This is a genomic window from Polyangium mundeleinium (assembly GCF_028369105.1).
In the GTDB taxonomy this organism is placed as follows: Bacteria; Myxococcota_A; Polyangia; order Polyangiales; family Polyangiaceae; genus Polyangium; species Polyangium mundeleinium.
Genome location: NZ_JAQNDO010000001.1, coordinates 8,257,986 through 8,281,601 on the forward strand (window position 1 = coordinate 8,257,986; position 23,616 = coordinate 8,281,601).

General features: G+C 67.9%; 17 protein-coding genes. 12 read left to right on the forward strand and 5 right to left on the reverse strand.

Annotated features, from left to right (window positions below; translation table 11 throughout):
• Positions 1–104: 104 nt before the first annotated feature.
• Both POL67_RS32855 and POL67_RS32860 read left to right on the forward strand, forming a co-directional pair.
• Positions 105–1,415, forward strand: coding sequence for an acetyl-CoA hydrolase/transferase family protein (locus POL67_RS32855; protein WP_271924405.1), 1,311 nt, complete (start codon positions 105–107; stop codon positions 1,413–1,415).
• A gap of 147 nt (positions 1,416–1,562) precedes the next feature.
• Positions 1,563–2,024, forward strand: a complete 462-nt coding sequence (locus POL67_RS32860) for a thrombospondin type 3 repeat-containing protein (RefSeq protein ID WP_271924407.1) — start codon at positions 1,563–1,565, stop codon at positions 2,022–2,024.
• Between the two features lie 9 nt (positions 2,025–2,033).
• Here POL67_RS32860 and POL67_RS32865 read toward each other — a convergent pair whose 3' ends face one another.
• Positions 2,034–3,359 (reverse strand): NosD domain-containing protein, encoded by a 1,326-nt coding sequence (locus POL67_RS32865; protein WP_271924409.1) that lies wholly within the window; start codon positions 3,357–3,359, stop codon positions 2,034–2,036.
• Positions 3,360–3,437: 78 nt separating this feature from the next.
• On the opposite strand from POL67_RS32865, the gene POL67_RS32870 reads away from it, so the two are divergent.
• Positions 3,438–4,193 (forward strand): hypothetical protein, encoded by a 756-nt coding sequence (locus POL67_RS32870; RefSeq protein ID WP_271924411.1) that lies wholly within the window; start codon positions 3,438–3,440, stop codon positions 4,191–4,193.
• A gap of 135 nt (positions 4,194–4,328) precedes the next feature.
• Here the strand turns inward: POL67_RS32870 and POL67_RS32875 are convergent, their stop codons facing one another.
• The 4 genes from POL67_RS32875 to POL67_RS32890 all read right to left on the reverse strand — a co-directional run bounded on the left by POL67_RS32875 (position 4,329) and on the right by POL67_RS32890 (position 10,586).
• The gene (locus tag POL67_RS32875; RefSeq protein ID WP_271924413.1) at positions 4,329–7,517 is read right to left on the reverse strand and encodes an efflux RND transporter permease subunit; all 3,189 of its coding nucleotides are present in this window, start codon (positions 7,515–7,517) and stop codon (positions 4,329–4,331) included.
• A 3-nt stretch (positions 7,518–7,520) separates the two neighbouring features.
• Positions 7,521–8,750, reverse strand: coding sequence for an efflux RND transporter periplasmic adaptor subunit (locus POL67_RS32880; protein WP_271924415.1), 1,230 nt, complete (start codon positions 8,748–8,750; stop codon positions 7,521–7,523).
• Positions 8,747–9,436 (reverse strand): TetR/AcrR family transcriptional regulator, encoded by a 690-nt coding sequence (locus tag POL67_RS32885; protein WP_271924417.1) that lies wholly within the window; start codon positions 9,434–9,436, stop codon positions 8,747–8,749. The genes POL67_RS32880 and POL67_RS32885 overlap by 4 nt, the downstream gene beginning before the upstream one ends.
• Positions 9,437–9,524: 88 nt before the next feature.
• The gene (locus POL67_RS32890; protein ID WP_271924419.1) at positions 9,525–10,586 is read right to left on the reverse strand and encodes a hypothetical protein; all 1,062 of its coding nucleotides are present in this window, start codon (positions 10,584–10,586) and stop codon (positions 9,525–9,527) included.
• Between the two features lie 112 nt (positions 10,587–10,698).
• Between POL67_RS32890 and POL67_RS32895 the strand changes: the two genes are divergently transcribed.
• The 9 genes from POL67_RS32895 to POL67_RS32935 all read left to right on the forward strand — a co-directional run bounded on the left by POL67_RS32895 (position 10,699) and on the right by POL67_RS32935 (position 23,615).
• Entirely contained in the window at positions 10,699–11,394 is a 696-nt protein-coding gene (locus POL67_RS32895; RefSeq protein ID WP_271924421.1) for a TetR/AcrR family transcriptional regulator, read from the forward strand.
• 5 nt (positions 11,395–11,399) lie between these two features.
• Positions 11,400–12,587 (forward strand): efflux RND transporter periplasmic adaptor subunit, encoded by a 1,188-nt coding sequence (locus POL67_RS32900; protein ID WP_271924423.1) that lies wholly within the window; start codon positions 11,400–11,402, stop codon positions 12,585–12,587.
• 33 nt (positions 12,588–12,620) lie between these two features.
• Positions 12,621–15,719, forward strand: a complete 3,099-nt coding sequence (locus POL67_RS32905; protein WP_271924425.1) for an efflux RND transporter permease subunit — start codon at positions 12,621–12,623, stop codon at positions 15,717–15,719.
• Between the two features lie 93 nt (positions 15,720–15,812).
• A complete protein-coding gene (locus tag POL67_RS32910; protein WP_271924427.1) occupies positions 15,813–16,286 on the forward strand; it encodes a pyridoxamine 5'-phosphate oxidase family protein in 474 nt (157 codons plus the stop codon).
• Positions 16,287–16,455: 169 nt separating this feature from the next.
• Positions 16,456–19,473, forward strand: coding sequence for a lamin tail domain-containing protein (locus tag POL67_RS32915; RefSeq protein ID WP_271924429.1), 3,018 nt, complete (start codon positions 16,456–16,458; stop codon positions 19,471–19,473).
• A gap of 129 nt (positions 19,474–19,602) precedes the next feature.
• Positions 19,603–20,613 (forward strand): formylglycine-generating enzyme family protein, encoded by a 1,011-nt coding sequence (locus tag POL67_RS32920; protein ID WP_271924431.1) that lies wholly within the window; start codon positions 19,603–19,605, stop codon positions 20,611–20,613.
• A complete protein-coding gene (locus tag POL67_RS32925; protein ID WP_271924433.1) occupies positions 20,598–21,401 on the forward strand; it encodes a formylglycine-generating enzyme family protein in 804 nt (267 codons plus the stop codon). The genes POL67_RS32920 and POL67_RS32925 overlap by 16 nt, the downstream gene beginning before the upstream one ends.
• Positions 21,398–22,390 (forward strand): PPC domain-containing protein, encoded by a 993-nt coding sequence (locus POL67_RS32930; RefSeq protein ID WP_271924435.1) that lies wholly within the window; start codon positions 21,398–21,400, stop codon positions 22,388–22,390. The genes POL67_RS32925 and POL67_RS32930 overlap by 4 nt, the downstream gene beginning before the upstream one ends.
• An 82-nt stretch (positions 22,391–22,472) precedes the next feature.
• The gene (locus POL67_RS32935; RefSeq protein WP_271924437.1) at positions 22,473–23,615 is read left to right on the forward strand and encodes an SUMF1/EgtB/PvdO family nonheme iron enzyme; all 1,143 of its coding nucleotides are present in this window, start codon (positions 22,473–22,475) and stop codon (positions 23,613–23,615) included.
• The last annotated feature ends 1 nt before the right edge of the window (position 23,616 follow it).

The window sequence follows — 23,616 nt, forward strand, 5'->3', positions numbered from 1 at the left end:
CTCTCGCCCGGGCAAAGCCCGGTCGATTCACCCCCCGAGGCGAGCTCGCTTCGCGATCTCGCAGAGCGCCGAACGGGTCGGCGCTCTAGATGGCAGGGAACGGAATGGATTGGCGTGAGCGTTTCGCGGACAAGGTCACGACAGCCGAAGGCGCCATCCGAGCGATCCCGCCGGGGCGCCGCATCCTCATCGGCTCGGGCGCGGCGGAGCCGGCGCGGCTCGTCGAGGCGATGACCGAACAAGGGACGCACCTCGAAGGCAACGAGATCGTCCACCTGCTCACGCTCGGCCCCGCGCCGTACGTGAAGCCGGGCCTCGAAAAACGCTTCCGTCACACGGCATTTTTCATCGGCGCGAACGTGCGCGACGCGGTGGCCGAGGGGCGCGCCGACTTCATGCCGGTGTTCCTGTCGGAGATCCCGCAGCTCATCTGCTCGGGCCGCGTGAAGATCGACGTCGCGCTCGTGCAGGTCTCGCCGCCGGACGAGCACGGCTACGTGAGCCTCGGCGTCTCGGTGGACATCGTGCGCGCCGCGATCGACACGGCCGATCTCGTGCTCGCCGAGGTGAACCCGCGCATGCCGCGGACCCACGGGGACTCGTTCCTGCACGTGGATCGGATCGCCCACCTCGTGCCCGTCGACGACGAGCTGCCGGAGCGCCAGGCGGAGCCGCTCGACGATGTCGACCGGGCGATCGGCCGCCACGTGGCGAGCCTGGTGCCGGACGGCGCGACGTTGCAGATGGGCATCGGCAAGATCCCGGACGCGGCGCTCGCGGCGCTCGACGGGCACCACGATCTCGGCATCCACACGGAGATGTTCTCCGACGGCGTGATGCAGCTCGTGCAACAAGGCGTGATCACCTGTCGCAAGAAGACGCTCTTGCCGGGGAAGATCGTGACCTCGTTCGTGATGGGCAGCCACGCGCTCTACCGCTGGGTGCACGACAACCCCTTCGTGGAGATGCGCTCGTCGAGCTTCACGAACGACCCGTTCACCATCGCGCGCAACGATCAGATGATCGCGATCAACGCGGCCCTGGCGATCGATCTGACGGGCCAGGTCGCGGCCGACACGCTCGCGGGGCGGTTCTTCTCGGGCATCGGCGGCCAGGTGGATTTCATCCGCGGAGCTGCGCGGAGCCGCGGGGGCAAGCCGATCATCGCGATGCGCTCGACGGCGAAAAAAGGCGCCGTGAGCCGCATCGCGGCGACGCTGGAGGCCGGCGCGGGCATCGTGACGAGCCGCGGCGACGTCCATTACGTGGTGACCGAGCACGGCATCGCGGATCTTTGGGGCAAAAACATTCGCCAGCGTGCGCTCGCGCTCATCGACATCGCGCATCCAGACCACCGCGCGGATCTGCTCGCGGCCGCGAGGCAACGTCGCTACGTTTTCCTGGATCCCGCCTGATTTCTCTCGAAGCGCTTGGGGGCTACGCTCGGACGAGCCGAGCTGCGCCTCCAAACCCCCCGCTGGCGAGGCGCCGCCCTCTGGAATTTGGCCCGCCTCCGGCGGCACGACTAGGCTCGGCGCACTTCCTGCTCCGCAGGGGATCACATGCGTGGAACAAGGCGAGCCATTCGTATTGCGGTGCTCTTCGCCGCGCTCGGGACGATGTCCGGGACGATCGACGTGGCCTCTGCGGGCCAGGTCCGCGGCCCCATCGACAGCGACGGCGACGGCATTTCGGACATGTCCGACAACTGCCCGCAGGTCGCGAATCCGTCGCAATCCGATTGCGACGGCGACGGGAGCGGCGACGCGTGCGACGCGGCGAGCGTGATTTCCGAGCAAAAGGTGAACGTCACGCCCGACATGGAGAGCTGCCTGCAGTACAAGTTCCACGGCTGCGCCGGGTCGAAGCGGGCGATGGTGCAATACCAGTGTCTCGCGCGCGGGACGTCCTGGACCGAGAATCGCTGGTGCACGAGCGGGCAGGTGCAGCGGAGCAACACGTCGAACTTCCAGACGTGGGAGTATTACCTCCGCAACGTGCCGTGGCCCTCGTGCGCGGAGTGAAGGCTCGGATCAGAGCCCGGGGACGATATCCTCAGGCTTGATCCCTTGCATGAACCAGCCGCCCATGGCGCCGCCGAACGCGCCGGGCTCGGGGCTCGCGTTTTCCATGTTGTGAAGGCCCTCGATGGGGCAGCCGAGGCCGGCCGCGCCGAGGTCGACGCCGAGGCGGAAATCGTTATCGTCGGGCGAGGGGAACGCCGGATCGAGGATCACGTTGCCATCCTTGCCGAGGACGACACGTTCGCCGACCTCGTCCACGTCGAAGAAGACGTTGCAACGAATACGCCCGGTCTGGACGGCCTCGTGATCGACGCCGAAGCTCGACTTGACGACGATGTTGTTGAGGATGTCGAGGTACGCGGCCTGGCTGCCGATGGAGAGCTGGGGGTTGTCGTAAAAGACGTTGTTCGCGAGGAGCGCGTAATCCTGCAGGTGATTGCCGGCGAAGGCCACGCGGTTGCCGAGGAAGAGGTTGTTGTGGACGATGCCGCGGGCGTGGAAATAGAGCATCACGCCGATGTCGTTGCCCTCGATGATGTTCTGCGTGACCTGGATGCTCGTCTCGGCGCAGGGGCCGGGCTCCCCGAACGTGTCGGCGGACGAGCCGTGGCCATCGCCGTAGATCGCGGCGCGATACCAATCGCCGGAGCATGCGAAGGGATCGTCAGGCTGCCCGCAGCCCTCGCCTTGCCCCACGTTGCGTAGGGTGAAGCCGCGGACGACGACGTCCTCGGCGCCCGTGAAATCGATGAGGTTCTGCAGAAGGCCGTCGCCGTCGAGGATGGTCTGAAACGCGCCCGCACCGACGAGGCGAACGCCTGAGCGCAGGCGAAGGTGCTCGTGATACGTGCCCGGGTGGACGTACACGCGATCGCCGGGCGCGGCGGCGTCGATCGCGGCCTGGATCGTGGCGAACGCGGTCGGGACTTCGAGGACCTCGGGCACCCCCTTGCCGATCGGCGGCAAGCAATACGAGGACGCGCCATGCGACTCGAAGAGGGTGCCCTGGGTGCCGAGGACGGAGAACGAGAGGGCGCCGGCCTGCGCGAGCGGGAGGGTGATCGAGCTCTTGTCCGCGGAGACCGGGAGGATCTCTTCGACGGCGGGTTGGTCCGGGAAGAGGCGGACGATATCGAGGACGCCGTCGTGACCGTGGAGGAGGTCGGCGATGGGGAGGGTGATTTCGGTGAGGGGCTCGGGGCCGGGCGGATTCGGCACGGGCCCGGGGCCATCGCCGGGGGACACGCCCCCGGTGCCGCCGGGGTCACAAGCGGCGGAGGCGAGCGCGAGAGAAGTGAGGAGGATGAGGAAGGAAGTACGAGAAGAAGGAAGCATGCGGTCAGGATAACACGAGGGGCTGAGGCGGAGCTCCTCGCCGTCGTCCCCGCCCCCTCCCAGGTTATCCTCCCCCTCGTGCACGACCTCACCGGCCTGCTCCGCAACGGCATCGGCGTCGGCATCCCCGTCCTCGTCGGCGTGGCGTTTGCCCTCGCGTCGTTCCGTGAATCCAAGCGCGTCCAGCGCGAAAACGAGCGGCGCGCCAAGGTCGGCAACGAAGTCCGCGTGCCCGGCGATCTCAGCCCGGGCTTCGCGCGTCTCCGCGTCCGCGTCATCGACGCCGGCAGCGCTGCGCGCGTCAACCTGGGCACTTCCGTCGAGTCTGCCGAGGACCTCTCGGGCGCACCCGAGCTCGAAACCGTGGACGTCCTCCTCGCCGACGACAGCGGCCGCACGTTTCGACTGCCCGCCGGCCATCGCCTCAAGGTCTACGCCTTCGGCGGCGCGCGCCGCCATCTGACCGAGTCGGTCACCACCGAGGACGGGGGCGTCCATCAGCGCTTCTCCTTCGAGGTCGGCCCCGCGCAAAGCTTCGTCCTCGCCTGCAAGCTCCCCGAAGCCTCGGCCGGCAACCATCCCTTTCGGCAGGCCGACGACGCGGCGGTGCTGCTCCCGGTGGGGGATCGATTCGAGATCAACCCTCCGCCGGAAAAGGCGCAGACGAGCGACGTCGGCTGCATCGTGGTTCCGTGCCTCGTCGTAGGCGTCGTCGCCGCGACGGTCCCTGAGCACACGGGATGGCGCGTCGCCGGATGGGTCGTTTGGCTGATGTGTGTGCTGCTCGGGCTCGTCGGACGCTCGGTCGCGAACGACACCCTGCCGAAGGCGTAGAGGCGGGGATATCAGCAGGGGGCTGAGAAGCGCAGCGAGCGCCTCGAAGCTAGGGAGGGCGACGCAGGAATACTCCCGTATTCCGAGGAGCCCGACCGACGATTCGAGGCGCGCAGCAAGCTTATCAGCCCCCTGCTATTCGCCGCCCGGCGCGGGGGCCGGATTGGCGGCGGGCGACTCTTCGTCGTCGTTCGAGTTGCCGAACTTGAACGTATTGCGCGCCCAGACCGAGAGATCGTCGAAGAGCGAGTACGCGACCGGCGTCGCGAGGAGGGTGAGCAGGAGCGCGAGCGACTGGCCGCCGATGATGACGAAGCCCGTCGCGCGGTTCGTGCCCGCGCCCGCGCCGCTGGAGGCGACGAGCGGGACCATGCCGGCCACGAATGCCGCCGTCGTCATGAGGATCGGGCGGAGACGATCCTTGTTCGCGAGCAGGATCGCTTCGAGCCTCGGCAGGCCCTCTTCCCGCAGCTTGAGCGTGTGATCGATCTGGAGAATCGAGTTCTTCTTCACGACGCCGAAGAGCACGAGGATGCCCAGCATCGAGAAGATGTTCAGCGATTGCTTGAAGATGATCACGCTCAGGATCGCGAACGGCACCGTCAGCGGGAGGCTCAGCAGAATCGTGATCGGGTGCAGCCACGACTCGAACTGCGCTGCGAGCACGAGGTACATGAAGATGAACGAGAGCAGGAAGGCGAGGCCGAAGTTCTTCGCGGCGCGGCCGAGCTCGCGGGAGCGGCCCGTCGCGCTCGCGCTGTAGCCGGGCTCCATCCCGAGGTCCTTCGCGGCCTTGTCGAGCGCCTCGATGACCGTGCGCTCCGAGAAGCCCTTCTGCAGGTTGCACATGATCATGACCTGCCGCTGCCGGTTGTAGCGGTCGATCTTCGACGGGCCCGAGCCCTCCGTGAACGACACGAGGTTCTCGAGCGAGACCGTGCCGAGGCGCATCGAGGGCACCGTGAGCCGCTTGAGCCCCTCGACGTTCGAGCGGTAGCTCGGCACCGCGCGGACGTGGACCTCGTATTGCTCGCCCTTCTCGTTGTAGTTCGTCACCTCGTAGCCGCCGACGAGCAGGCGGAGCGAGCTCGCGATGTCGGCGACGCTGACGCCGAGATCCGACGCCTTCTCGCGATCGATGTGCGCGCGGAGCTCGGGCTTGCCGAGGATGAGCGAGGTGTCGGCGTCGACGACGCCCGGCAGCGTCTTCATCTTGGCGAGCAGCGCCTCGGCGTAGGACGAGATCTTCGTCATGTCCGGGCCGGTGATCTGGTACATGACCGGGTAGTTCGCGCCGCCGCCCATCGAGTTCACGGGGCCGATCGAGATCCGGTAGTTCTTGCCGTACTTGGGCAAGAGCTCCGCGCGCGCCCTGTCGATGAGCTCCTGCTGCGAGAGCTTGCGCTCCTTCGCGGGAAGGAGTTTGACGTAGAGGCTCGCGAGGTTCGGGGTCTTCTGCGCGTCGTCGCCGACGGTCGTGATCGCGTACGCGACGCCCTCGATCTTTTCGAGATCGCCGACGATGCGCGTCGCGATGAGGCGCATCTCGTCGAGGCTCGTGCCCTCGTTCGCGCGGATGCTCGCCTGGAACTGCGACTCATCCTCGTCGGGGAGGAAGTTCGTGTTCGCCCGGCCCGCGAGGACCGGGATCGAGAAGAGCGCGACGAGGCACGAGACCACGATCACCCAGCGGTGCGACATCGACCAGCGGAGGACCCGGACGTAGGCCCCCTCGATCGCCCCGTAGATCCCCTTCGCCTCGCCGTGGCCATGCCCGTGTCCGTGGCCGTGCCCTTGGCTCGGGGCCGCGGCGGCCTTTTCCTTGCCGTCGCTCCCCTTCTTCGCGTGCTTGCGCAGCCACCGCGCGCACATCATCGGCGTCAGCGTGAAGCTGACGAGGAGGCTCACCATGATCGAGAACGACATGGTCAAGCCGAACGAGCTCATGAAGCGGCCGACGATGCCGCCCATGAAGGCGACCGGGAGGAAGACGGCGACGAGCGAGAGCGTCGTCGCGAGCACGGCGAGGCCGATTTCCTTCGTCCCGTTGATCGCGGCCTGCATGGGCCGCTCGTCATTCTCCTCGATCCGCTTGAAGACGACCTCGAGGACGACGATCGCGTCGTCGATGACGATGCCGACGGCGAGCGTGAGGGCGAGGAGCGTGATCGAGTTCAGCGTGAAGCCCGCGGCGCGCATGACGCCGAAGGTGCTGATGACGCTGGTGGGAATGGCGATGGCCGCGATGATCGTGGATCGGGCATTGCCGAGGAACGCGAACACGATGAGCGCCGCGCAGATGGCGCCGAGCACGAGGTGCTCCTTCACCGAGTGGATCGAGTTCTCGATGAACTCGGACTGATCCCGGGCGATGTCGATCGTGTAGCCCTGGGGCAAGCGCTTGCCGAGCTCCTCGAGGCGCTCCTTGATCGTATTGACGACCTCGACCGTGTTCGTGCCGCTCTGCTTGCGGACGTTGAGCACGACCGTCGCGCGCTGGCCCTTGAAGCCCACGGATTCGGGCTCGGCCGTGCCATCCTCGACCTCGCCGATGTCGCTCAGGCGCACGCCGTAGCCGTCGCGCGTGGCCACCACGATCTCGCCCATCTCCCGGACCGACTCCACGCGGCCGCGCGTGCGGAGCGTGAGCTGGCGGGCGCCTTGCTCGACGCGCCCGCTCGGGAGCTCGATGTTCTGCGTCTTCAGCGCGCGCTCGACCTCGGGGCCGGAGATGCTGTACTTCTGGAGCTTCTCCGGGTCGATCCAGACGTTGATCTGCCGCGGGCGACCGCCGATCAAGGTCACCTGGCCGACGCCGTTGATCGACTCGATCTGCCGGCGCACGACCTTGTCCGCGGTCTCCGTGACGTCACGCACGTTGCCCGGGGCCGAGAGCGCGAGCGTGAGGATCGGCGCGGCGTCCGGATCCATCTTCGCGATCACGGGCTGCTCGATGCCCGGCGGCAGCTCGTTGAGCACCGCGTTCACCTTGTCGCGGACCTCCTGCGAGGCGACGTCGACGTCCTTCTCGAGGACGAACGTGACGATGACCATGCTCACGCCCTCGGAGGAGGAGCTGCGGAGCTCGTCGATGCCGCTGATCGTGTTGACGGCGCTCTCGATCTTGTCGCTGATCTCGGTCTCGATCTCCTCAGGCGCCGAGCCCGGGAGGATCGTGGTGATCACGACGGCCGGGAAGTCGACCTTCGGGAAACGATCGAGGCCGAGCTGCACGTAGGAGAAGAGCCCGACGACGGTCAGGATGAGCACGATCACCGTCGCGAAGACGGGCCTTCGTACACAAATCGCTGCGAGCCATTGCATGGGTTACTTCGCTCCGGACGCAGCGACGTTCACGTCGGCGCCGTCCTGCAAGAGGTCGACTCGCTCGGTCGCGACCTCGTCGTTCGGGCCGACGTTGCCGCGGATCTCCACCTCGCCGTCGATCTCGCGGCCGAGCGTCACGATGCGCTCGACGACGCGGTTGCCCGAACGAACGAAGACGCGGCTCGCGCTGCCGCTGGATCCGACGGCGGCGCGGGGGACGAAGATCGCGTTCGTGTCGGCCTCGCCGAGCTCGACGTACGCGCGCGCGAAGTAGCCGGGCTTGAGCTGGCCGTCCGCGTTCGCGACCTCCGCCTCGATCGGCAGCGTGCGCGACTGCGCCTTGAGGCTCGCGCCGACGCGCTTGACGGTGCCCTTGAAGGTCTTGCCCGGGTGCGCCGAGACGGTGAGCGTCACCTCCTTGCCAGCCGTGACCTTCGACGCGTCCGTCTCCGGCACGTCGATACGCAGCCGCAGGGTCTCGTCGCGCACGACGACGGCGACGACCTTGCCCATCGGCGCGAACTCGCCGACCGTGGCGCGGCGCTCGGCGACGGCGCCGTCGAAGGGTGCGCGGATGCTCGTGTCGGCGACCGATTTGCGCGCGAGGTTCGCCTGGGACTGCGCGGCCGCGAGCCCTGCCCAGCCTTGCATCGCGCCGTTCAGCGCGCCCTCGTACTGCGCGCGGGCCTGCTCGGCGCGGGATCGCGCCTGATCCCACTGCGAGGCAGAGATGGATCCGCCCTCGTAGAGCTTCTTCGTCCGGTCGGCCTCGGACACGGCGAGGTCCATGCCCTCCTTCGCGGCGCGGACCTCGGCGACGTTGTTCGGATCGAACTTCTGGCCCGCCTTCACGCCGAGCTTGGCCAATGCCTGGGTCGCGGACGCGTCGGCGGCTTGCGCGCGCAGGGCCGGATCGCGGCTGTCGAGTTGCACGAGGATGTCGCCCTTCTTCACGCGCGTGCCGACGTCGATCTCGACCTTCGTGACGATGCCGGAGGTCGCGGAGGCGACCTCGCTGGTCTCGTCGGCGGCGAGCGTGCCGGTCAGCTCGAGCGTGGGCGAGAGCTTGCGCTCGGTGACCTTCGCGAACTTGACCGCCGGCGCGGGCTCGGCGGTGGCGCTCTCCGCGGGTTTGGCCTTCTGCTCGGCGTTCTTCTTGGCGCACGAGGGCGTGAGCGAAAGAAGCAGCGCGAGCGCGGCGGCGTACGCGGGTTGATCAAGACGCATCATCGTTCTCCAAGATCGCTTTCATCACGCGGGCGCTCGGGGCGATCGGCCCTGCCCGCGCCGTTCAAATAAAGATCCACGAGGAGCGAGGCCTCGGCTTCGAGGTTCGGATGGCTCTGCTCCATGACCATGCCGATGGAGGAGGCGCGGATCAGGCCGCCGAGCATGCGCGCGAGCGGCACAGGATCCATCTGCCGGAGCGCGCCGCACGTGATCCCGTCGTTCACGAGGGCGAACGTGGTGGCGCGGAGCTTTTCGAAGTGCTCCACGGCTTTTTCCTTGAGGATGCTCGACGCCGAGGCCGTGCCTTTCGCGAAGAGCCCGCAGTCGAGCGCGACCTGATGGAAGTCGCGGTGCTCGTCGACGAACCGCAGCGTCCGGACGATGCAGCACCGGAGCTTTTGTTCGAAGGGCTCGGGATCCGTGGGATGCGGCCGCAGGCTCCCGATCATCTGCTCGAGGCGCACTTCGAGCAGCGCGTGGAGCACGTCTTCTTTCTGCTCAAAGTGGTTGTAGACGGTGCCGACGGCGATCCGCGCATGGTCGGCGATGTCCTGGATGCGCGCGCCGTGGAAGCCCTGCTTGGCGAAGACGTGCTCGGCGGCGTCGAGGATCGCGTTGCGGAAGAGCGCTTTGGCCTCGTCGCGGCGACGTGGAAGCGTTGTTCGTCGTGCGGACGAGTTGCTCACGGGATGAACCGTCGCTCATCTTTTGAACGAAGGCAACGAGCGTTCGCAGCAAATCTGTGTATTTGGGGGGATAACTAACGAGATGGGGTCAGGATGCTGCGGAGCGTCGACGGCGAAGCCGTGAAGCACCCCACATCAGGCCAAGGAGTCCGAGTCCCGCGACCCCGGAACGCGCGTCGCCCGGGGCGCTGACCGCGCAGGACCCGTCGTCGCCGCTGCTACTGCCGCCGCTTCCACCTCCGCCGCCGCTTCCACCTGCGCCTCCGTTTCCACCTCCGCCGCCGCTTCCGCCTCCGCCGCCGCTCCCGCTTTCGTCGCAGACGCCGCCGGGGTGGACGTCGGCCGCGGTCCACATCGGCTCGTCGGGGGTCCACTGCGTCATGCCGGGCGGGTCGACGCGCACGTGGCAAGGCTGCGAAACCACAATGGATCCGCTGGATTGTCCCGCCGCGTCGTGGGTCGTCACGCGGAACGTGAAGGCCGTCGCGGGCTCCGCGCCTTTGAGTTCCTGGGCGAGTTTGTAGAACCGGAGCGCGCTGCCCGCGAACACCGAGCGGGTGAATGCGAGGTCCTGCATCGCCGCGTCCCGGAACGCCTCGATGCGCCACACCTCGGGCGCCGCATCCGCCGCTGCCGTGGCCGCGTCGGCGTGCAGAAAATACGCGAGATCACTGTCGGACTGGCAATCGCCGACGCTCGCCTTGAAATCGGGGTAGTCGTAGACGTTGAAGAGCAGGCCCTTCACGGGCTCCGGCGCCGTCGTGTCCGGCGCGCTCGTCGTGAACGAAATCGATACCGGTTCACACGTTGCGCCCGGGGTGCAGAAATCGCCGCTGACCTTCACGACCTGGCCGATCGATGGGGTCGGGTCGATGCGCACGACGAACCCGCCGAGGCCCTGGAGCGCCGCGTCCGCGACTGGCACGAACGACGCGGGGTAGCCGTCGACGGTGACCGTGACGGCGTCGAGCGAGATCGAATGACCTGAAAAGAACAGCGCCGCGTTCACGGGGTACGTTGCCCCGTTCTCGGGGATGTGGTTGTAGAGGCCCGGCAGCGGGGGCGTGCAGGCGTCGGCAGGCTGTGGGGCCGCGAAGACGAGCGCAAAAGCCGCCGCGAGACCAAGCGACAAACGGGGGAGCATACGCATGGGAAGCCTCCTCGGAGAAGCAAGGACGCCCCATCGTATCGCGGAAGCCGAGGGGGCCCGAGCCCTCTTGACCGGAAAGAGGCATCCCCCCATAGTGACCCACCGGTCAGTAATGCCTCGTATCGCCGATCCACGCGCGCGCATCGACCTCCTCCGGGCCGCTGAAGCGATCTTCGCCGAGAACGGCCTCGCCGCAGCCAAGGTCGAAGACATCACGATCCGAGCAGGCGTGTCGAAAGGCGCGTTCTACCTGCATTTCAAGAGCAAGCAGGACTGCTTCCGGCAGATCGTGGAGGGCGTCGTGGCGCGGCTCGCGTCGTGCGTGGAGGGCGGGCGCTTCGACGTGTGTCCGCCGGCCGAGAGCCTCGAGGTGCTCCTCGAGAGCCGCCTCGCCCACGTCGTCGAGCTGCTCGAGTTTTGCTGGCAAAACCGTGGGATCCTGGGGATGATCCTGACCGGGGGAGGCGGGACGCCGTACGCGTATCTGATCGACGCGTTCACCGATCGAATCGAGCGGCAGAGCGAGACGTGGCTGCGGCACAGCGTGGAGGTGGGGCTCTACCGTGACGACATCGAGCCGGCGATCTGCGCGCGGCTCATCGCAGGCACGCACGAGCGGCTGGTGCGCGAGATCATCAAGCAGCCGCGGCGCCCGGACATCGAGGGCTGGGCGCGTCAAGCGCAGGATTTGCTCACGCGCGGGCTCTTCTCCGTGGCGGCGAGCGCGGTAGTTGACCGGACGGTCACGAAGAACCGGGAGCGGGAAGAAGGCCCGCGAGAACCCAGGTCGAGGGCGAAGGCAGGATGAGCACCGTGGCAACGACGGGTACGACGAAAAAGTTTGGCGCCGGCAAGCTGATCGCCCTTGCGATCGTGCTGGGCACCGGGGGGCTGATCGGGGTCCGGGTCAAGGCCAAGATGGACCAGAAAAAGGCCATCGAGGCGCAATCGGCCGTGACGGCCGAGCACGCCGCGGCGCCCGGCAATCCAGCGGCGCCTCCGAAGGTGACGGCGCGCGGAGGCACGCTGATCGCGAAGCCCGAGGCGATGCGCTGGCAGCCGAGGGTCGCCGTGACGGGCACGCTGGAGCCGATTCAGCAGGCCGACGTGGGCTTCAAAGCCGGCGGGCGGCTGCTCGCGATCAAGGCGAAGATCGGCGACGTCGTGAAGACGGGGCAGGTCCTCGGCGTGGTCGACGCGTCGGAGTCCTCGGCGCAGGCGAACGTCGCGCAGACGGGCGTACGCGTGGCCGAGGTCTCGCTCGAAATGGCGAAGGACGCGCAAAGGCGCTCGGATACGCTCTTCCAGCAGAACGCGGTGCCCGAGGCGGAGAAGACGACGGCGACGCAGCGGGCGCTGCTCGCGGCGGCGCAGCTCGAACAGGCACGCGCGCAGGCGCGGCTCGCGTCGGTGTCGATCGGCAATGCGACGCTCACGGCGCCCTTCGGCGGGCTCGTGACGCGCGCGCCGAACGGCATCGGCAAGATCGTCGCGCCGGGCGAGCCGCTGTATCACGTCGAAGACACGTCGGTGCTGAAGCTCTCGGCCTCGGTCTCCGAGAACGACGCGAACGTGTTCGAGGTCGGCGCCGCGGTGTCGATCGACGGCGCGCCGAAGGCCACGGGCAAGGTGACGGCGGTGCTCGGCTCGCTCGATCCGCAGACGCGCAGGGTGCCGGTGATCGCGGAGATCCCGAATGGGCCCGAGGTCGGGATGCTCTCGGGCTCGTTCGTTCGCGCGCAGATCGTGGCCGCAGAGACGATCGAGGTGCTGCGGCTCCCCGCTTCGGCGCTTCGGCCCGGGGCGCAGGACGAGATCGTCGTGGTGCAGGACGGCAAGGCGCACCTCGTGCGCGTTTCGTTCACGATCGCGCCCGACGGCTCGCTCTACGTGCGCAAGGGGCTCGAGGCCGGGGCGTCCGTCGTGGCGAACCCGAGCCCCGAGGTGAAGGAAGGCGAAGCGCTCGATCTCGGACCCGCGGCGGCGGCGCCCGCGAAGTGATCGGCTGAATTACCAGGCGAACGAGGACATCTCATGAACCTCTCGGCGATCGCCATCAAGCGTCCCGTTTTCACGGTGATGGTCGCGGTGGCGCTGCTCGTGCTCGGCGTCGTGGGCTACAAGCGCCTTGGCACGGATCTCTTCCCGGACGTCTCTTTCCCCGTCGCAAGCGTGACGATCGTGTATCCGGGCGCGAGCCCGGCCGAGATCGAGACGCAGATCTCGAAGCCGATCGAGGACGCGGTCGTGTCGCTGAACGGCATCGATCGCGTGCGCTCGTTCTCGCGGGAAGGCGTGTCGACCACGGTCGTGATCTTCAAGCTCGACGTGGATATTCAGGAGGCCGCGCAGCTCGTGCGCGAGCGCGTGGCGCAAGCCCGCTTCAAGCTGCCCAAGGACATCGAGGAGCCAGTCATTTCGCGCCTCGACACGGGCGCGGCGCCGGTCCTCGTCTACACGCTCCGCGGCAAACGATCCCTGAGCCAGATCCGGGATTTTGCCGACGACGTGATCCGGCCGTCCCTCGAACAGGTCGACGGCGTGGCGGCAGTGAACATCCGCGGCGGCGCCGAGCGCGAGGTGAAGGTGCTGCTGGATCGGGCGCGGATCGACGCGCTCGGCGTGCAACCTTCGCAGATCGTGGCGGCGATCCGGGGCGCGAACCTGACGGTGCCCGCGGGGCGCTACGAGCAGGGGACGCGCGAGATCAGCGTGCGCGCGATGGGCGAGCTCGAAGCGGTCGATACGCTGCGTGATCTCGTGGTGTCGATGGCCCGCGACGGCTCGTCGGTGCGGCTGCGCGACGTGGCCGACGTGCAAGACGGCTTCGAGGACATGCGCACGCGCATTCGCGTGAACAACGAGGAAGCCGTGGCCTTCGAGGTCGTCAAGCAGAGCGGCCGCAACACGGTCGAGATCTGCCAGGGCATCCGGACCCGGCTCGCGACGCTCGAAAAGCAGTTCCCCGAGGATCTCAAGACGTCGCTGATCATGGATCAGTCGACGTTCATCGAGGAGAACGCGCACGAGGTGCAGATCGCCATCTGGTTCGGCGGCGCGATGGCGATCCTGATCATCCTGATCTTCATGCTCGATCTGCGCTCGACGCTGATCAGCGCGGTCGCATTGCCGACGAGCGTCGTGGCGACGTTCTTCCTGATGTACGTGCTCGGCTTCACGCTGAACATGATGACGCTGCTCGGCCTGTCCTTGGCGATCGGCCTGCTCATCGACGACGCGGTCGTGGTGCGCGAGAACATCTTCAAGCACCTGGAGCGCGGTGAACCACCCATGGAAGCCGCGCTGAACGGCACGAAGGAGATCGCGCTCAGCGTGCTCGCGACGACGTTGACCATCGTGGCGGTCTTCGTGCCCGTGGCGTTCATGGGCGGCATCGTGGGCCAGTTCTTCCGTCAGTTCGGGCTCACGGTCTCGGGGGCGGTTTTGGTGTCGCTCTTCGTGGCCTTCACGCTCGATCCGATGCTCTCGTCGCGGTTCTCGAAATCGATCGAGCACGGGGCAAAGGATCCATTCGCCTGGCTCAAGCGGCCGTTCGAGTGGGTCTTCCGCGCGATGGACGATTCCTATCGAGGGCTCCTCGGCTGGGTCGTGAAGCACAAGCTCGTGGTGGGGCTGCTCGCGTTCGGCACGCTCATCGGCTCGGGGCAGCTCATGGCGCTCATGGGCTCGGACTTCGTGAACCCCGAGGATCGCGGCGAGATGATGGTCGAGATCGAGCTGCCCGCGGGGACGGCGCTCGACGAGCTCGCCGCGCAATCGCTCGAAGCCGAAAAGAAGCTGCTCGCGCACCCGCAGGTCAAGACGCTCTACGTGACGCTCGGGCCAGGCGGCGAGGTGAACAAGGCGCATTACCGCATCCTGACCACGAAGAAACACGAGCGGTCGATGCACATCGACCACATCAAGGACGAGGTCCGCGCGATTGCGAAGAGCGTGCCGGGGGCGAACGTCGTCATCACGGATCCCGAGTTCGTGGAGGGCGCGGGCGTGCAGGCGCCGATCATGATCCTGGTGCGAGGCGATTCGTACGACGACATCCGCACCCTCGCCGATCAGGTCGCCGGCGCCCTTCAGACCACGGCGGGCGTGACGGACGTGCAGGTGAAGTTCTCGCCCGGCAAGCCCGAGATGCGGGTGAAGGTGGATCGGCAGCGCGCGGCCGATCAGGGCATCAGCGTGGCGCAGGTGGCGATGACGCTGCGCACCGCGATCGAGGGCGAGGAGGCGAGCAAGCTCCGGCAAGGCAAGGACGAGGTGCCGATTCGCGTGCAGATGCGCGAGGAGGATCGGGCGTCTCCGGCCGAGCTTTCGCGGCTGACGTTGTGGTCGCCGCGGGGCGCGGTGGCGCTCGCGGATGTCGCGCGGCTCGAAATGGGCGAGGGTCCGCAAGTGATCGAGCGCGAGGATCGGCAGCGGCAGATCGCCGTGTGGGCGTCGCCGCGGGGCCGCTCGCTCGGCGAGATCGTGGGCGAGCTCATGCCGAAGATCGACGCCCTGCAGAAGCCGAAGGGCACGTCGCTCGCCTACGACGGGCAGATCGAGCAGATGAACGACACGAACAGCTCGATGGGGACGGCGCTCTTGCTCGCGGTGATCTTCATCTACCTCGTGCTCGCGTCGCAGTTCGAGAGCTTCATCCACCCGCTGACGATCATGATGACCCTGCCGCTCGCGCTCGTCGGCGCGATCCTGGGGCTCTTCCTGATGGATACGTCGATGGCCATGGGCGCGATGATCGGGATCATCCTGCTCATGGGCCTGGTCACGAAGAACGCGATCTTGCTCGTCGACCGGGCGATCGTGCGCGTGCGCGAGAACAACGAGACGCCGCTGCAGGCCATCCTGGAGGCGGGGCCGGAGCGGCTCCGTCCGATCCTGATGACGAGCGCCGCGATGGTGCTCGGCATGCTGCCGACCGCCCTCTCGAACGGCGAAGGCAGCGAGTTCCGCGCGCCAATGGCCATCGCGGTCATCGGCGGCGTCGTGAGCTCGACGTTGCTCTCGCTGATCGTGATCCCCGCGCTGTACCTCGCCATCGAGAATGCGAAAGCGTGGCTCCGGGCGCGCGGCATCGTGAAGGGCGACGCCGAGCCCGCGCCCGCTGCCGAATGAGCAAGCGGGGCCCACGCGGCCCCGGTTGTTGACGTCCCTCCCCGAAAGCCCAAAGGAGCCGCTGCCCTGCTGCGAGAGGAGGCGCGCGCGCTCATGGTCGGCAAGCTCAGCTCGGACGAGATCGAACGGGTCCTTGGGACTGAAATGATCGCCCACCTCGGCTGCCATGCCAGCGGCCGGACGTACGTCGTGCCCATCACGTACGCGTACGAGGACGACTACATCTACGGCCACACGGGCGAGGGCCTGAAGCTCGCGATGATGCGCGAAAACCCGGAGGTCTGCGTCGAGGTCGAGAAGATCGACGGGCCCGCGCACTGGCGGAGCGTGATCGCGTGGGGCACGTTCGAGGAGCTCGCCGGGCGGGACGCTGCGCATGCGCTGCAGGTCCTCCTGGAGCGGTATTTCTCGCGTGAGGCGAGCGAGACCGCGCGCGGACCTCTCGGGCCTCATCGTCAAGGCGCGGTTCACCCGGACGCACACCTCTTTCGCATCCACCTCACCGAAAAGACCGGGCGGTTCGAGGATGGCGCGCGAAAGCGGCCGCGACCGACCCTCGTTCGTTAAGTTTGTCACAGTGCAAACCGCCAAAAACATGGCTCCGAACAGGTTTCACCAGGGACATGCGGGCGGTTCGTCCTTCTGCGTGCCGATCGGGTGAAGTCGCTCGGGGCGTCTCTGGTTTTGCGTTCGTCCCGGCGTGCCTCCGTGGTAGACGCGGCGCAGAGGGACAATCATGCGCAGGACCACGAAGCTGACCTTGATGGCATTCGCCCTCCTTTCCACCGGCACAGGCTGTGAGATCATCGCCGCGGTGGATCGGAGCCAGATCGACCAGTCGACGGGCACCGGCACGGGAGGGACCGGGGGCGTTGGCGGCATGGGCCCCGGCTCCGGCGGCATGGGCCCGGGTTCGGGCGGCATGGGCGGCGGCGGCATGGGCGGCGGCGGCATGGGCGGCCTCGGCGGTATGGGCGGCGGCGGCATGGGCGGCCTCGGCGGTATGGGCGGCGGCGGCATGGGCGGCCTCGGCGGTATGGGTGGCACCGGTGGTATGGGCGGCGCCGGTGGTATGGGTGGCGCCGGTGGTATGGGCGGCACCGGCGGTATGGGCGGCACCGGCGGTATGGGCGGCTCCGGCGGTATGGGTGGCGCCGGTGGTATGGGCGGCGCCGGCGGGGCCGGCGGCGGCAGCCCGCAGTGTACCGTCCCTGCAAATTGCCCTCCCACGGGGAGCGAATGCGTGGTCGCCACCTGCGATGCGGGGACGTGCGGCACGGCGTTCGTGAATGCCGGCACGCAGGTCGCGACCCAGCAAGACGGCAATTGCAAGGTCGATGAATGTGACGGCGCCGGGAATGTGGTCAGCGTCTCCGACGACACCGACCTGCCCGACGACGACAACGAGTGCACGAGCGATTCCTGCGCGAATGGCACACCGACCTACATGAACGTGATGGCGGGCGCGGCGTGCGGCGCCGGCATGAACCTGCTTTGCGACGGAATGGGCGCGTGTGTCGGCTGCGTGACCACGGCCGATTGCCAGGGCCAGGACACGGCCTGCCAGACCCGCACCTGCACGACCGGCGTTTGCGGCGTCAACAACGCCTCGCAGGGCACGGCCGCGGGGGATCCGACGGACGGCGATTGCAAGCGGGATATCTGCGACGGCAATGGCAACATCGTCCCCGTGGACGACGCCACGGATCTGCCGGCCGAGGACAACAACGCATGCACCGTGGCGGCGTGTGATCCGACGAATGGACCGGTGCAGAATCCGGTTGTCGTCAACGACAACGACCTTTGCACGACCGACGCGTGTGATCCGGTGACCGGCGTCTCCCACACGCCCGTCAACATCAACGACAACGACCTTTGCACGGCCGACGCGTGTGATCCGGCGACCGGCGTCTCCCACACGCCCGTCACCATCGACGACAACAACGTTTGCACGACCGACACGTGCGACCCGGCGACCGGCGTCTCCCACACGAATCTGCCGGCGGGCTCGGACTGCGGCAATGGCAACCAGTGCAACGGCATGGGCCAGTGCGTCGGCTGCACCACGGCCGCGGATTGCCCCGGCCAGGTCACCGAGTGCGGCGCGCCGGTTTGCAATGCCGGCGTCTGCGGTATGACGTTCGCGCCTTCCGGCACGCCACTCGTGACGCAGATGCCCGGTGATTGCACGTCGGCGGTCTGCAACGGCATGGGCGGGACGACAACGGTGCAGGACAACGCCGACCTGCCGGACGACGGGAACCAGTGCACGCTCGACGTCTGCACCAACGGCATACCGTCGAACCCGCCCGTCCCCGTGGGTACGGCGTGCAATCAAAATGGGGGCACGCAATGCGACGGCGCGGGGATCTGCGTCGCGCCGGTGGCGCCGACAGTCACGGCGACGACGCCCGCGGATGGGGCGCTCGACGTGCCGGTGGGCTCGACGATCGCCGTGACTTTCAGCACCGCGATGAACCCGGCCACGCTGACGGCAGCGACCGAGACCGGGGCTTGCACCGGGTCGATCCAGATCTCGACGGACAATTTTGCCTCGTGCCTCGGATTCGCGTCGGCCACGCCGACGATGAGCATGGGCAACACCGTCGCGACGCTCGTCCCGGCGCCGGCCCTCTCGTACTTCTCGGCATACAAGATCCGCGTGACGACGGGCGCGCAGAATGCAGCGGGTACGCCGCTCGCCGCCGCGTATACGACACCAGACGGGTTCTTGACGGCGGAGCCGGCGAATTCGTGTGTGGGTTCGATCGTGATCAGCCAGGTGTATGGTGGCGGCGGAAACGCGAACGCCCAGTACAACCACGATTTCGTGGAGCTGCACAACCGTGGAGCGACGCCCGTGAACCTCACGGGGTGGAGCTTGCAATACACGAGCGCGACGGGCACGACCTGGTCGAACAACAACCTGGCGCTCAGTGGGACGATCCAGGCTGGCGGATATTTCCTGGTGCAACTCGCCACGGGCGGAGCGGTGGGAGCGGCCCTCCCCACCCCCGATCAGACAAACAGCACCATGAACCTGTCCGGCACGACCGGGAAGCTGGCGCTCGTGAGCAATACGACGGCGCTTTCGGGGGCCTGCCCGATCGGCGGGGCCGTCGTGGACTTCATTGGGTTCGGTCCCACCGCGAACTGCTCGGAGACCGCCGTGGCCTCGGTCCTGTCCAATGCGCAATCGGCGCAGCGCAATGGCGCAGGTTGCACGGACACGGGCAACAACTCGGCCGACTTCACGGCGGCCGCGCCGGCCCCCCGCAACTCCGCGTCGGCTGTGCTCGTTTGTGGCTGCCCCATCGTGGGGACGGCGAACGAGTCGGGCGCCACGACGGAAATCGATTATTGCAACGTCCAGTTCCCGGCGAGCGCCACCGTAGCCGCCGGTCAAGTGAGCCCGACGATTTACGGTCGTGTCTTCGACGCCGGCTTCACGGAGGCAGCCGGCGCGAACGCCGCCATCGTGGCCGAGCTCGGGTTTGGCCCGGCGAACGTGAACCCGACGACGCAGAGCGGGTATAACTTCGTCCCGGCGACGTTCAACATCCAGGTGGGCAACGACGACGAGTACCAGGCCTCGTTCACGGCGCCTGCGACGCCCGGCTCGTACCGGTACGTCTATCGCTTCAGCCACAACGCCGGGTCGAGCTGGACCTATTGTGATCTCAATGGTGCCGGTTCAAACGCCGGTCTCACCTTCGAGGTCACCGAGCTGCCCATCCTCAGCGTCATCCCCTGACGTCCCTCCCTCCCCGAGGAAGGCCCGCGCGGCCTTCCTCCTCCTTCCTCGCGGACAAGCCCTTCTCGCCGCGTCCCTGATGGGGTATCCATCGGGCTTGCCTCTATGCTTTTGCAGCGCGAGGGATCGATGCGCAGAGACCTTCTACGTCGTGCCCTGATCCTGGGCTTCGCCACCCTGCCCGTCGCCATCGTGGCGAGCCAGACCGCCGCGGGGTGCGGCTCCAAGGAACCCCCCGACGTCATCGGACAAGCCACCACGTCGTCCTCCACGACCGGCACGGGCGGCACAGGCGGCAGCGGCGGCAACGGTGGCAACGGCGGCGCGAGTTCGTCCTCGTCCTCCTCGGGCACGGGCGGCGCGGGCACGGGCGGCGCGGGCAACGGCGGCATGGGCGGCGCCGGCGGCATGGGCGGCGCCACGAGCTCCAGCAGCAGCGGGATGTTCATCGACGACGCAGGCGCGAAGGCGTGCCCCTCCATCACGAACACGGCGGCCATGGTCGCCGTGCCGGGGTGGGACGGGAAGGCGTATTGCATCGACGCCACCGAGGTGACGAACGCTCAATACGCGAGCTGGCTCGAAAGCAGTCCGAGCCTCGCGAACCAGAGCGCGCTCTGCGCGTCGAACGTCTCGTTCACGCCCTCCTCCGGCGTCCCGCCGAAGGACGTTTATCCGGTCGGATCCGTCGACTGGTGTGACGCCTTCGCGTATTGCAAGGCCGTGGGCAAGCGGCTCTGCGGTCGCATCGGCGGCGGCCCGGCGCCTTATTACGCGCACGATGACGCCTCGCGCAACCAGTGGTTCAGCGCGTGCAGCCACGGCGACACGCAGGCGTTTCCTTATGGTCCGGCGTACGACGCGAACGCCTGCAACGTGAAGGACGCGGCCTATGGCGCGGTCCTGCCCGTGGGCACGCTCGCGAGCTGCGGGGGCGGGTTCGACGGGCTCGTCGACATGAGCGGCAACGTGTGGGAATGGGAGGATTCGTGTATCCCCGCGGAGGGCGGCGTGGACGTCTGCCGTCGCCGCGGCGGATCGTTCTCGAGCTCGGCGGACAACGTCGATTGTGACGTCGCGAGCTCGCGGCCGCGCGACGCCGCGGAGGCGAACACGGGCTTCCGATGCTGCGCCGATTGATCCTCGCCGCCTCGGCGCTCGGGCTCGTCGCCGCGGCCCTTGGCTGCGAGGGCGGAACGGAAGCGAGCGGCGGGACGACGGGCACGTTCGTCGACGACGCGGGCGCCTTGACGTGCCCGGACGTACCCGGGACGCCGCCCATGATCGCGCTCGGCGGCTGGGACGGCCGGGCGTATTGCATCGACACGATCGAGGTGACGAACGCACATTATGCCGCGTGGCTGGAGACGTCTCCAGACACGAGCGGACAGCGCCCCGATTGCGCCGGGAATGCGACGTTCGTGCCTTCGTCAGGGGCGCCGCCGAAGAACGACTATCCCGTGGTGAATGTCGATTTCTGCGACGCGGTCGCCTTCTGCGCGGCCTTCGGCAAGCGCCTCTGCGGGCGCATCACCGGCGGGCCCACGCCTTATTTCGGGCACGACGACCCCGCGCAGAGCCAGTGGCACAGCGCCTGCACGCACGGCGGTGAGATGCCCTTCCCGTACGGCTCGACCTACGATCCGAATGCGTGCAATGGCGGCGATGCCAAATACGGAGCCCCCCTCGTCGCGTTCGTGCTCCCGGGCTGCGGGGGCGGTTCGGAGGGGCTCGTCGACATGAGCGGCAACGTATGGGAATGGGAAGACGCGTGTATTCAGGGCGACGGCGGCGTCCCCGAATGCCGGCGGCGCGGCGGATCGTTTTCGAGCTCGGCGAAATACATGAGCTGCGACGCGAGGAGCTCTCGGCCCATCGATGCGGCCGAGGACAACACGGGCTTCCGTTGCTGCACGGGGGGCTCGTGAACCGGGCCGCCCTTCCGATCGTCCTTGCCTGTGTCGCCGGGTGTGGCGGCGGAGGAGGGAGCCTGCCTCCACACGCATGGGCCACGCGGCCCGCGCCACCTCCCGCGACGCAAGGCGAGCGGACGAACACGGGGTCGAGCGACGCGGAGGACGACGACAAGTCCGCCTGGCGGCCCGGTCGATTCATGACGCAGGCCGTCGGGCTCGTGACGGGCGCCGCGCAACGATTCGAGCGGCAATCACGCTTCGGCTTCGACGAGGACGCCTCCTGCGTGCTCGGCGCATTCCTCGAAAATGGCCGCGAGGTGTCGGTCACGCGCCCGCTCCGGGCCGGGGTGCGTTACGTGATTCTCGGCGGCGGCTCGGACGGCGTCGAGGATCTCGATCTCGCCGTGGAGAGCCCCGAAGGCAAGGTCATCGCGGCCGATACGATGGACGACGCGCAGCCGGTCGTCGAGCTCACGCCGCCCGTGGACGGCAAATACCGCATTCGCCTGGCGAACGCGAGAAAAGGCGAAGGCGGCGGGTTCGGCGTCGTCGCCATCATGCGGGAGGGCGGCCAGTCGATCTCGGTGCGTCGTTTCGTCGACTCGTTCGGCCAGACCCTCTCGAACGCGGCGCGCGCCTCGCACCTCGTCGCGCGGAAGATGGAGGGCTCGCAGGGCCTCGCGTTCCACGCCGACGGCGAGTGGTCGTTCTTCGGGACGATCCTCGCCGAGGAAGAGGGCATCCAGACGGGCGGGCTCGAGCTCGAAGCGCCGCTCAGCGTGGTCCTCGCGGGCGCCGATGGTCGGACCGATGACATCAATCTGGAGGTCCTCGACGTGACGACGAACGAGATCGCCGGCCGCGACGAGGCCGAGGACGCGTCGCCCGTCGTCGCGCTCAAACCCACGAAAGGGCACACGTACAAGGTCTCGGTGACGAACGTGAAGGGCCGTGGGCCCTCGCTCGTGGCGATGCTCATCCTCGACCTCGACGTCCCGTGACGAGCGGCGCGGCTCGGGGTATAGCTTGCCCCGCCGTGGCGCCGGGAAGACGACCGCGCCGCCCACGCGTCTGACGTGCCGCATGTCGCCCCTGCTCGTTTCTTTGATCCGCCGCGCCGCTCCGGCGCTCCTCGCCTCGGCCCTCGCCGCGTGCTCGTCCCCCGAGACCAGCGAGAACGACGTCGCCCCAGGCGCCTCGTCGCTCCCCTCCCCGTCCGCTTCGGCCGCCGCGCCTGCGCCGGGCGTCAAGGAGCCCGAGCCGCCGCCCGCGCCGAAGGTATTCGCGCCCCTGCCGCCGCTGCCGGAGGAAGAGCTGTATCCGGACACGATCGAGGAGCAACGTGAGGCGCTCTTCCGGCGCATGGTGTCGATGCTCCACGTCACGGACGAGCAAATGGCGGCGGTGCGCGCCATTTTCGAGCGCTCGCCGGTGCTCGGCCAGGGCAATCCCAAGGTCACGAAACACCCGATGACCCGCAAGGAATGCCGCGAGGCGCGGAACACGGCCGGGGGATTCGAGCAGGACGAACCGGCCTGCAGCGCGCCGTTCATGACGCCAATCTACGACGCGCTCGCGGGCGAAAAGGAGGCGGACGCGCGCGTCTGCATCGATCGGTACGAATTCCCTGGTATCCCGTGCGAGCACCCGGTCACGGGCCCGACCGCAAAGGAGGCGGCCGAGCTCTGCTCGGCAATCGGCAAGCGGCTCTGCGACGCCCACGAATGGGAGGGCGCGTGTGCCGGGGCCGTCCACGCGCCGGAGCAGGAGTATTCGTTCGGCAAGGCGCGCAAAGAATCGAAGGATCTGCACAACCGAGATCGAGAGATCGTCTGGGCGTACGGTCGCGGGAAGGACCATTCGAAGTGCGCGACGAAGAGCCGCAAGACGAAAGGGTGCACGTCGAGCGGATGGAAGCGTTGCGGGACGAACACGTTCCCGGCCGGCTCGTTCCCGGAGTGCAAGAGCCCGTTCGGCGTGTACGATCAGCATGGAAACGTGGCTGAGCACATGAACTTGCCACTCCGCCCCGAAGAGATGACGAGCCGCGGGGGCACGGGACAGACCGAGATGAAAGGGAGCTGGTTCATCTTCTCGGACTTCGAGGCCCACCCGGACGATTGCCGGTGGCGCGCGCCCGACTGGCACGGGACCCGCGTGACGGATCCCAACAGCCACGGCAATTACCATCTCGGTTTCCGTTGCTGCAAATCGGTCGGGAAATGAC

Excerpts from the sequence above, each read along its gene's own strand:
- POL67_RS32855 (WP_271924405.1), top strand. The coding sequence starts at position 105 with ATGGATTGGCGTGAGCGTTTCGCGGACAAGGTCACGACAGCCGAAGGC.
- POL67_RS32860 (WP_271924407.1), top strand. The coding sequence starts at position 1,563 with ATGCGTGGAACAAGGCGAGCCATTCGTATTGCGGTGCTCTTCGCCGCG.
- POL67_RS32865 (WP_271924409.1), bottom strand. The coding sequence starts at position 3,359 with ATGCTTCCTTCTTCTCGTACTTCCTTCCTCATCCTCCTCACTTCTCTC.
- POL67_RS32875 (WP_271924413.1), bottom strand. The coding sequence starts at position 7,517 with ATGCAATGGCTCGCAGCGATTTGTGTACGAAGGCCCGTCTTCGCGACG.
- POL67_RS32880 (WP_271924415.1), bottom strand. The coding sequence starts at position 8,750 with ATGATGCGTCTTGATCAACCCGCGTACGCCGCCGCGCTCGCGCTGCTT.
- POL67_RS32890 (WP_271924419.1), bottom strand. The coding sequence starts at position 10,586 with ATGCGTATGCTCCCCCGTTTGTCGCTTGGTCTCGCGGCGGCTTTTGCG.
- POL67_RS32895 (WP_271924421.1), top strand. The coding sequence starts at position 10,699 with ATGCCTCGTATCGCCGATCCACGCGCGCGCATCGACCTCCTCCGGGCC.
- POL67_RS32905 (WP_271924425.1), top strand. The coding sequence starts at position 12,621 with ATGAACCTCTCGGCGATCGCCATCAAGCGTCCCGTTTTCACGGTGATG.
- POL67_RS32910 (WP_271924427.1), top strand. The coding sequence starts at position 15,813 with ATGGTCGGCAAGCTCAGCTCGGACGAGATCGAACGGGTCCTTGGGACT.
- POL67_RS32915 (WP_271924429.1), top strand. The coding sequence starts at position 16,456 with ATGCGCAGGACCACGAAGCTGACCTTGATGGCATTCGCCCTCCTTTCC.
- POL67_RS32920 (WP_271924431.1), top strand. The coding sequence starts at position 19,603 with ATGCGCAGAGACCTTCTACGTCGTGCCCTGATCCTGGGCTTCGCCACC.
- POL67_RS32925 (WP_271924433.1), top strand. The coding sequence starts at position 20,598 with ATGCTGCGCCGATTGATCCTCGCCGCCTCGGCGCTCGGGCTCGTCGCC.
- POL67_RS32935 (WP_271924437.1), top strand. The coding sequence starts at position 22,473 with ATGTCGCCCCTGCTCGTTTCTTTGATCCGCCGCGCCGCTCCGGCGCTC.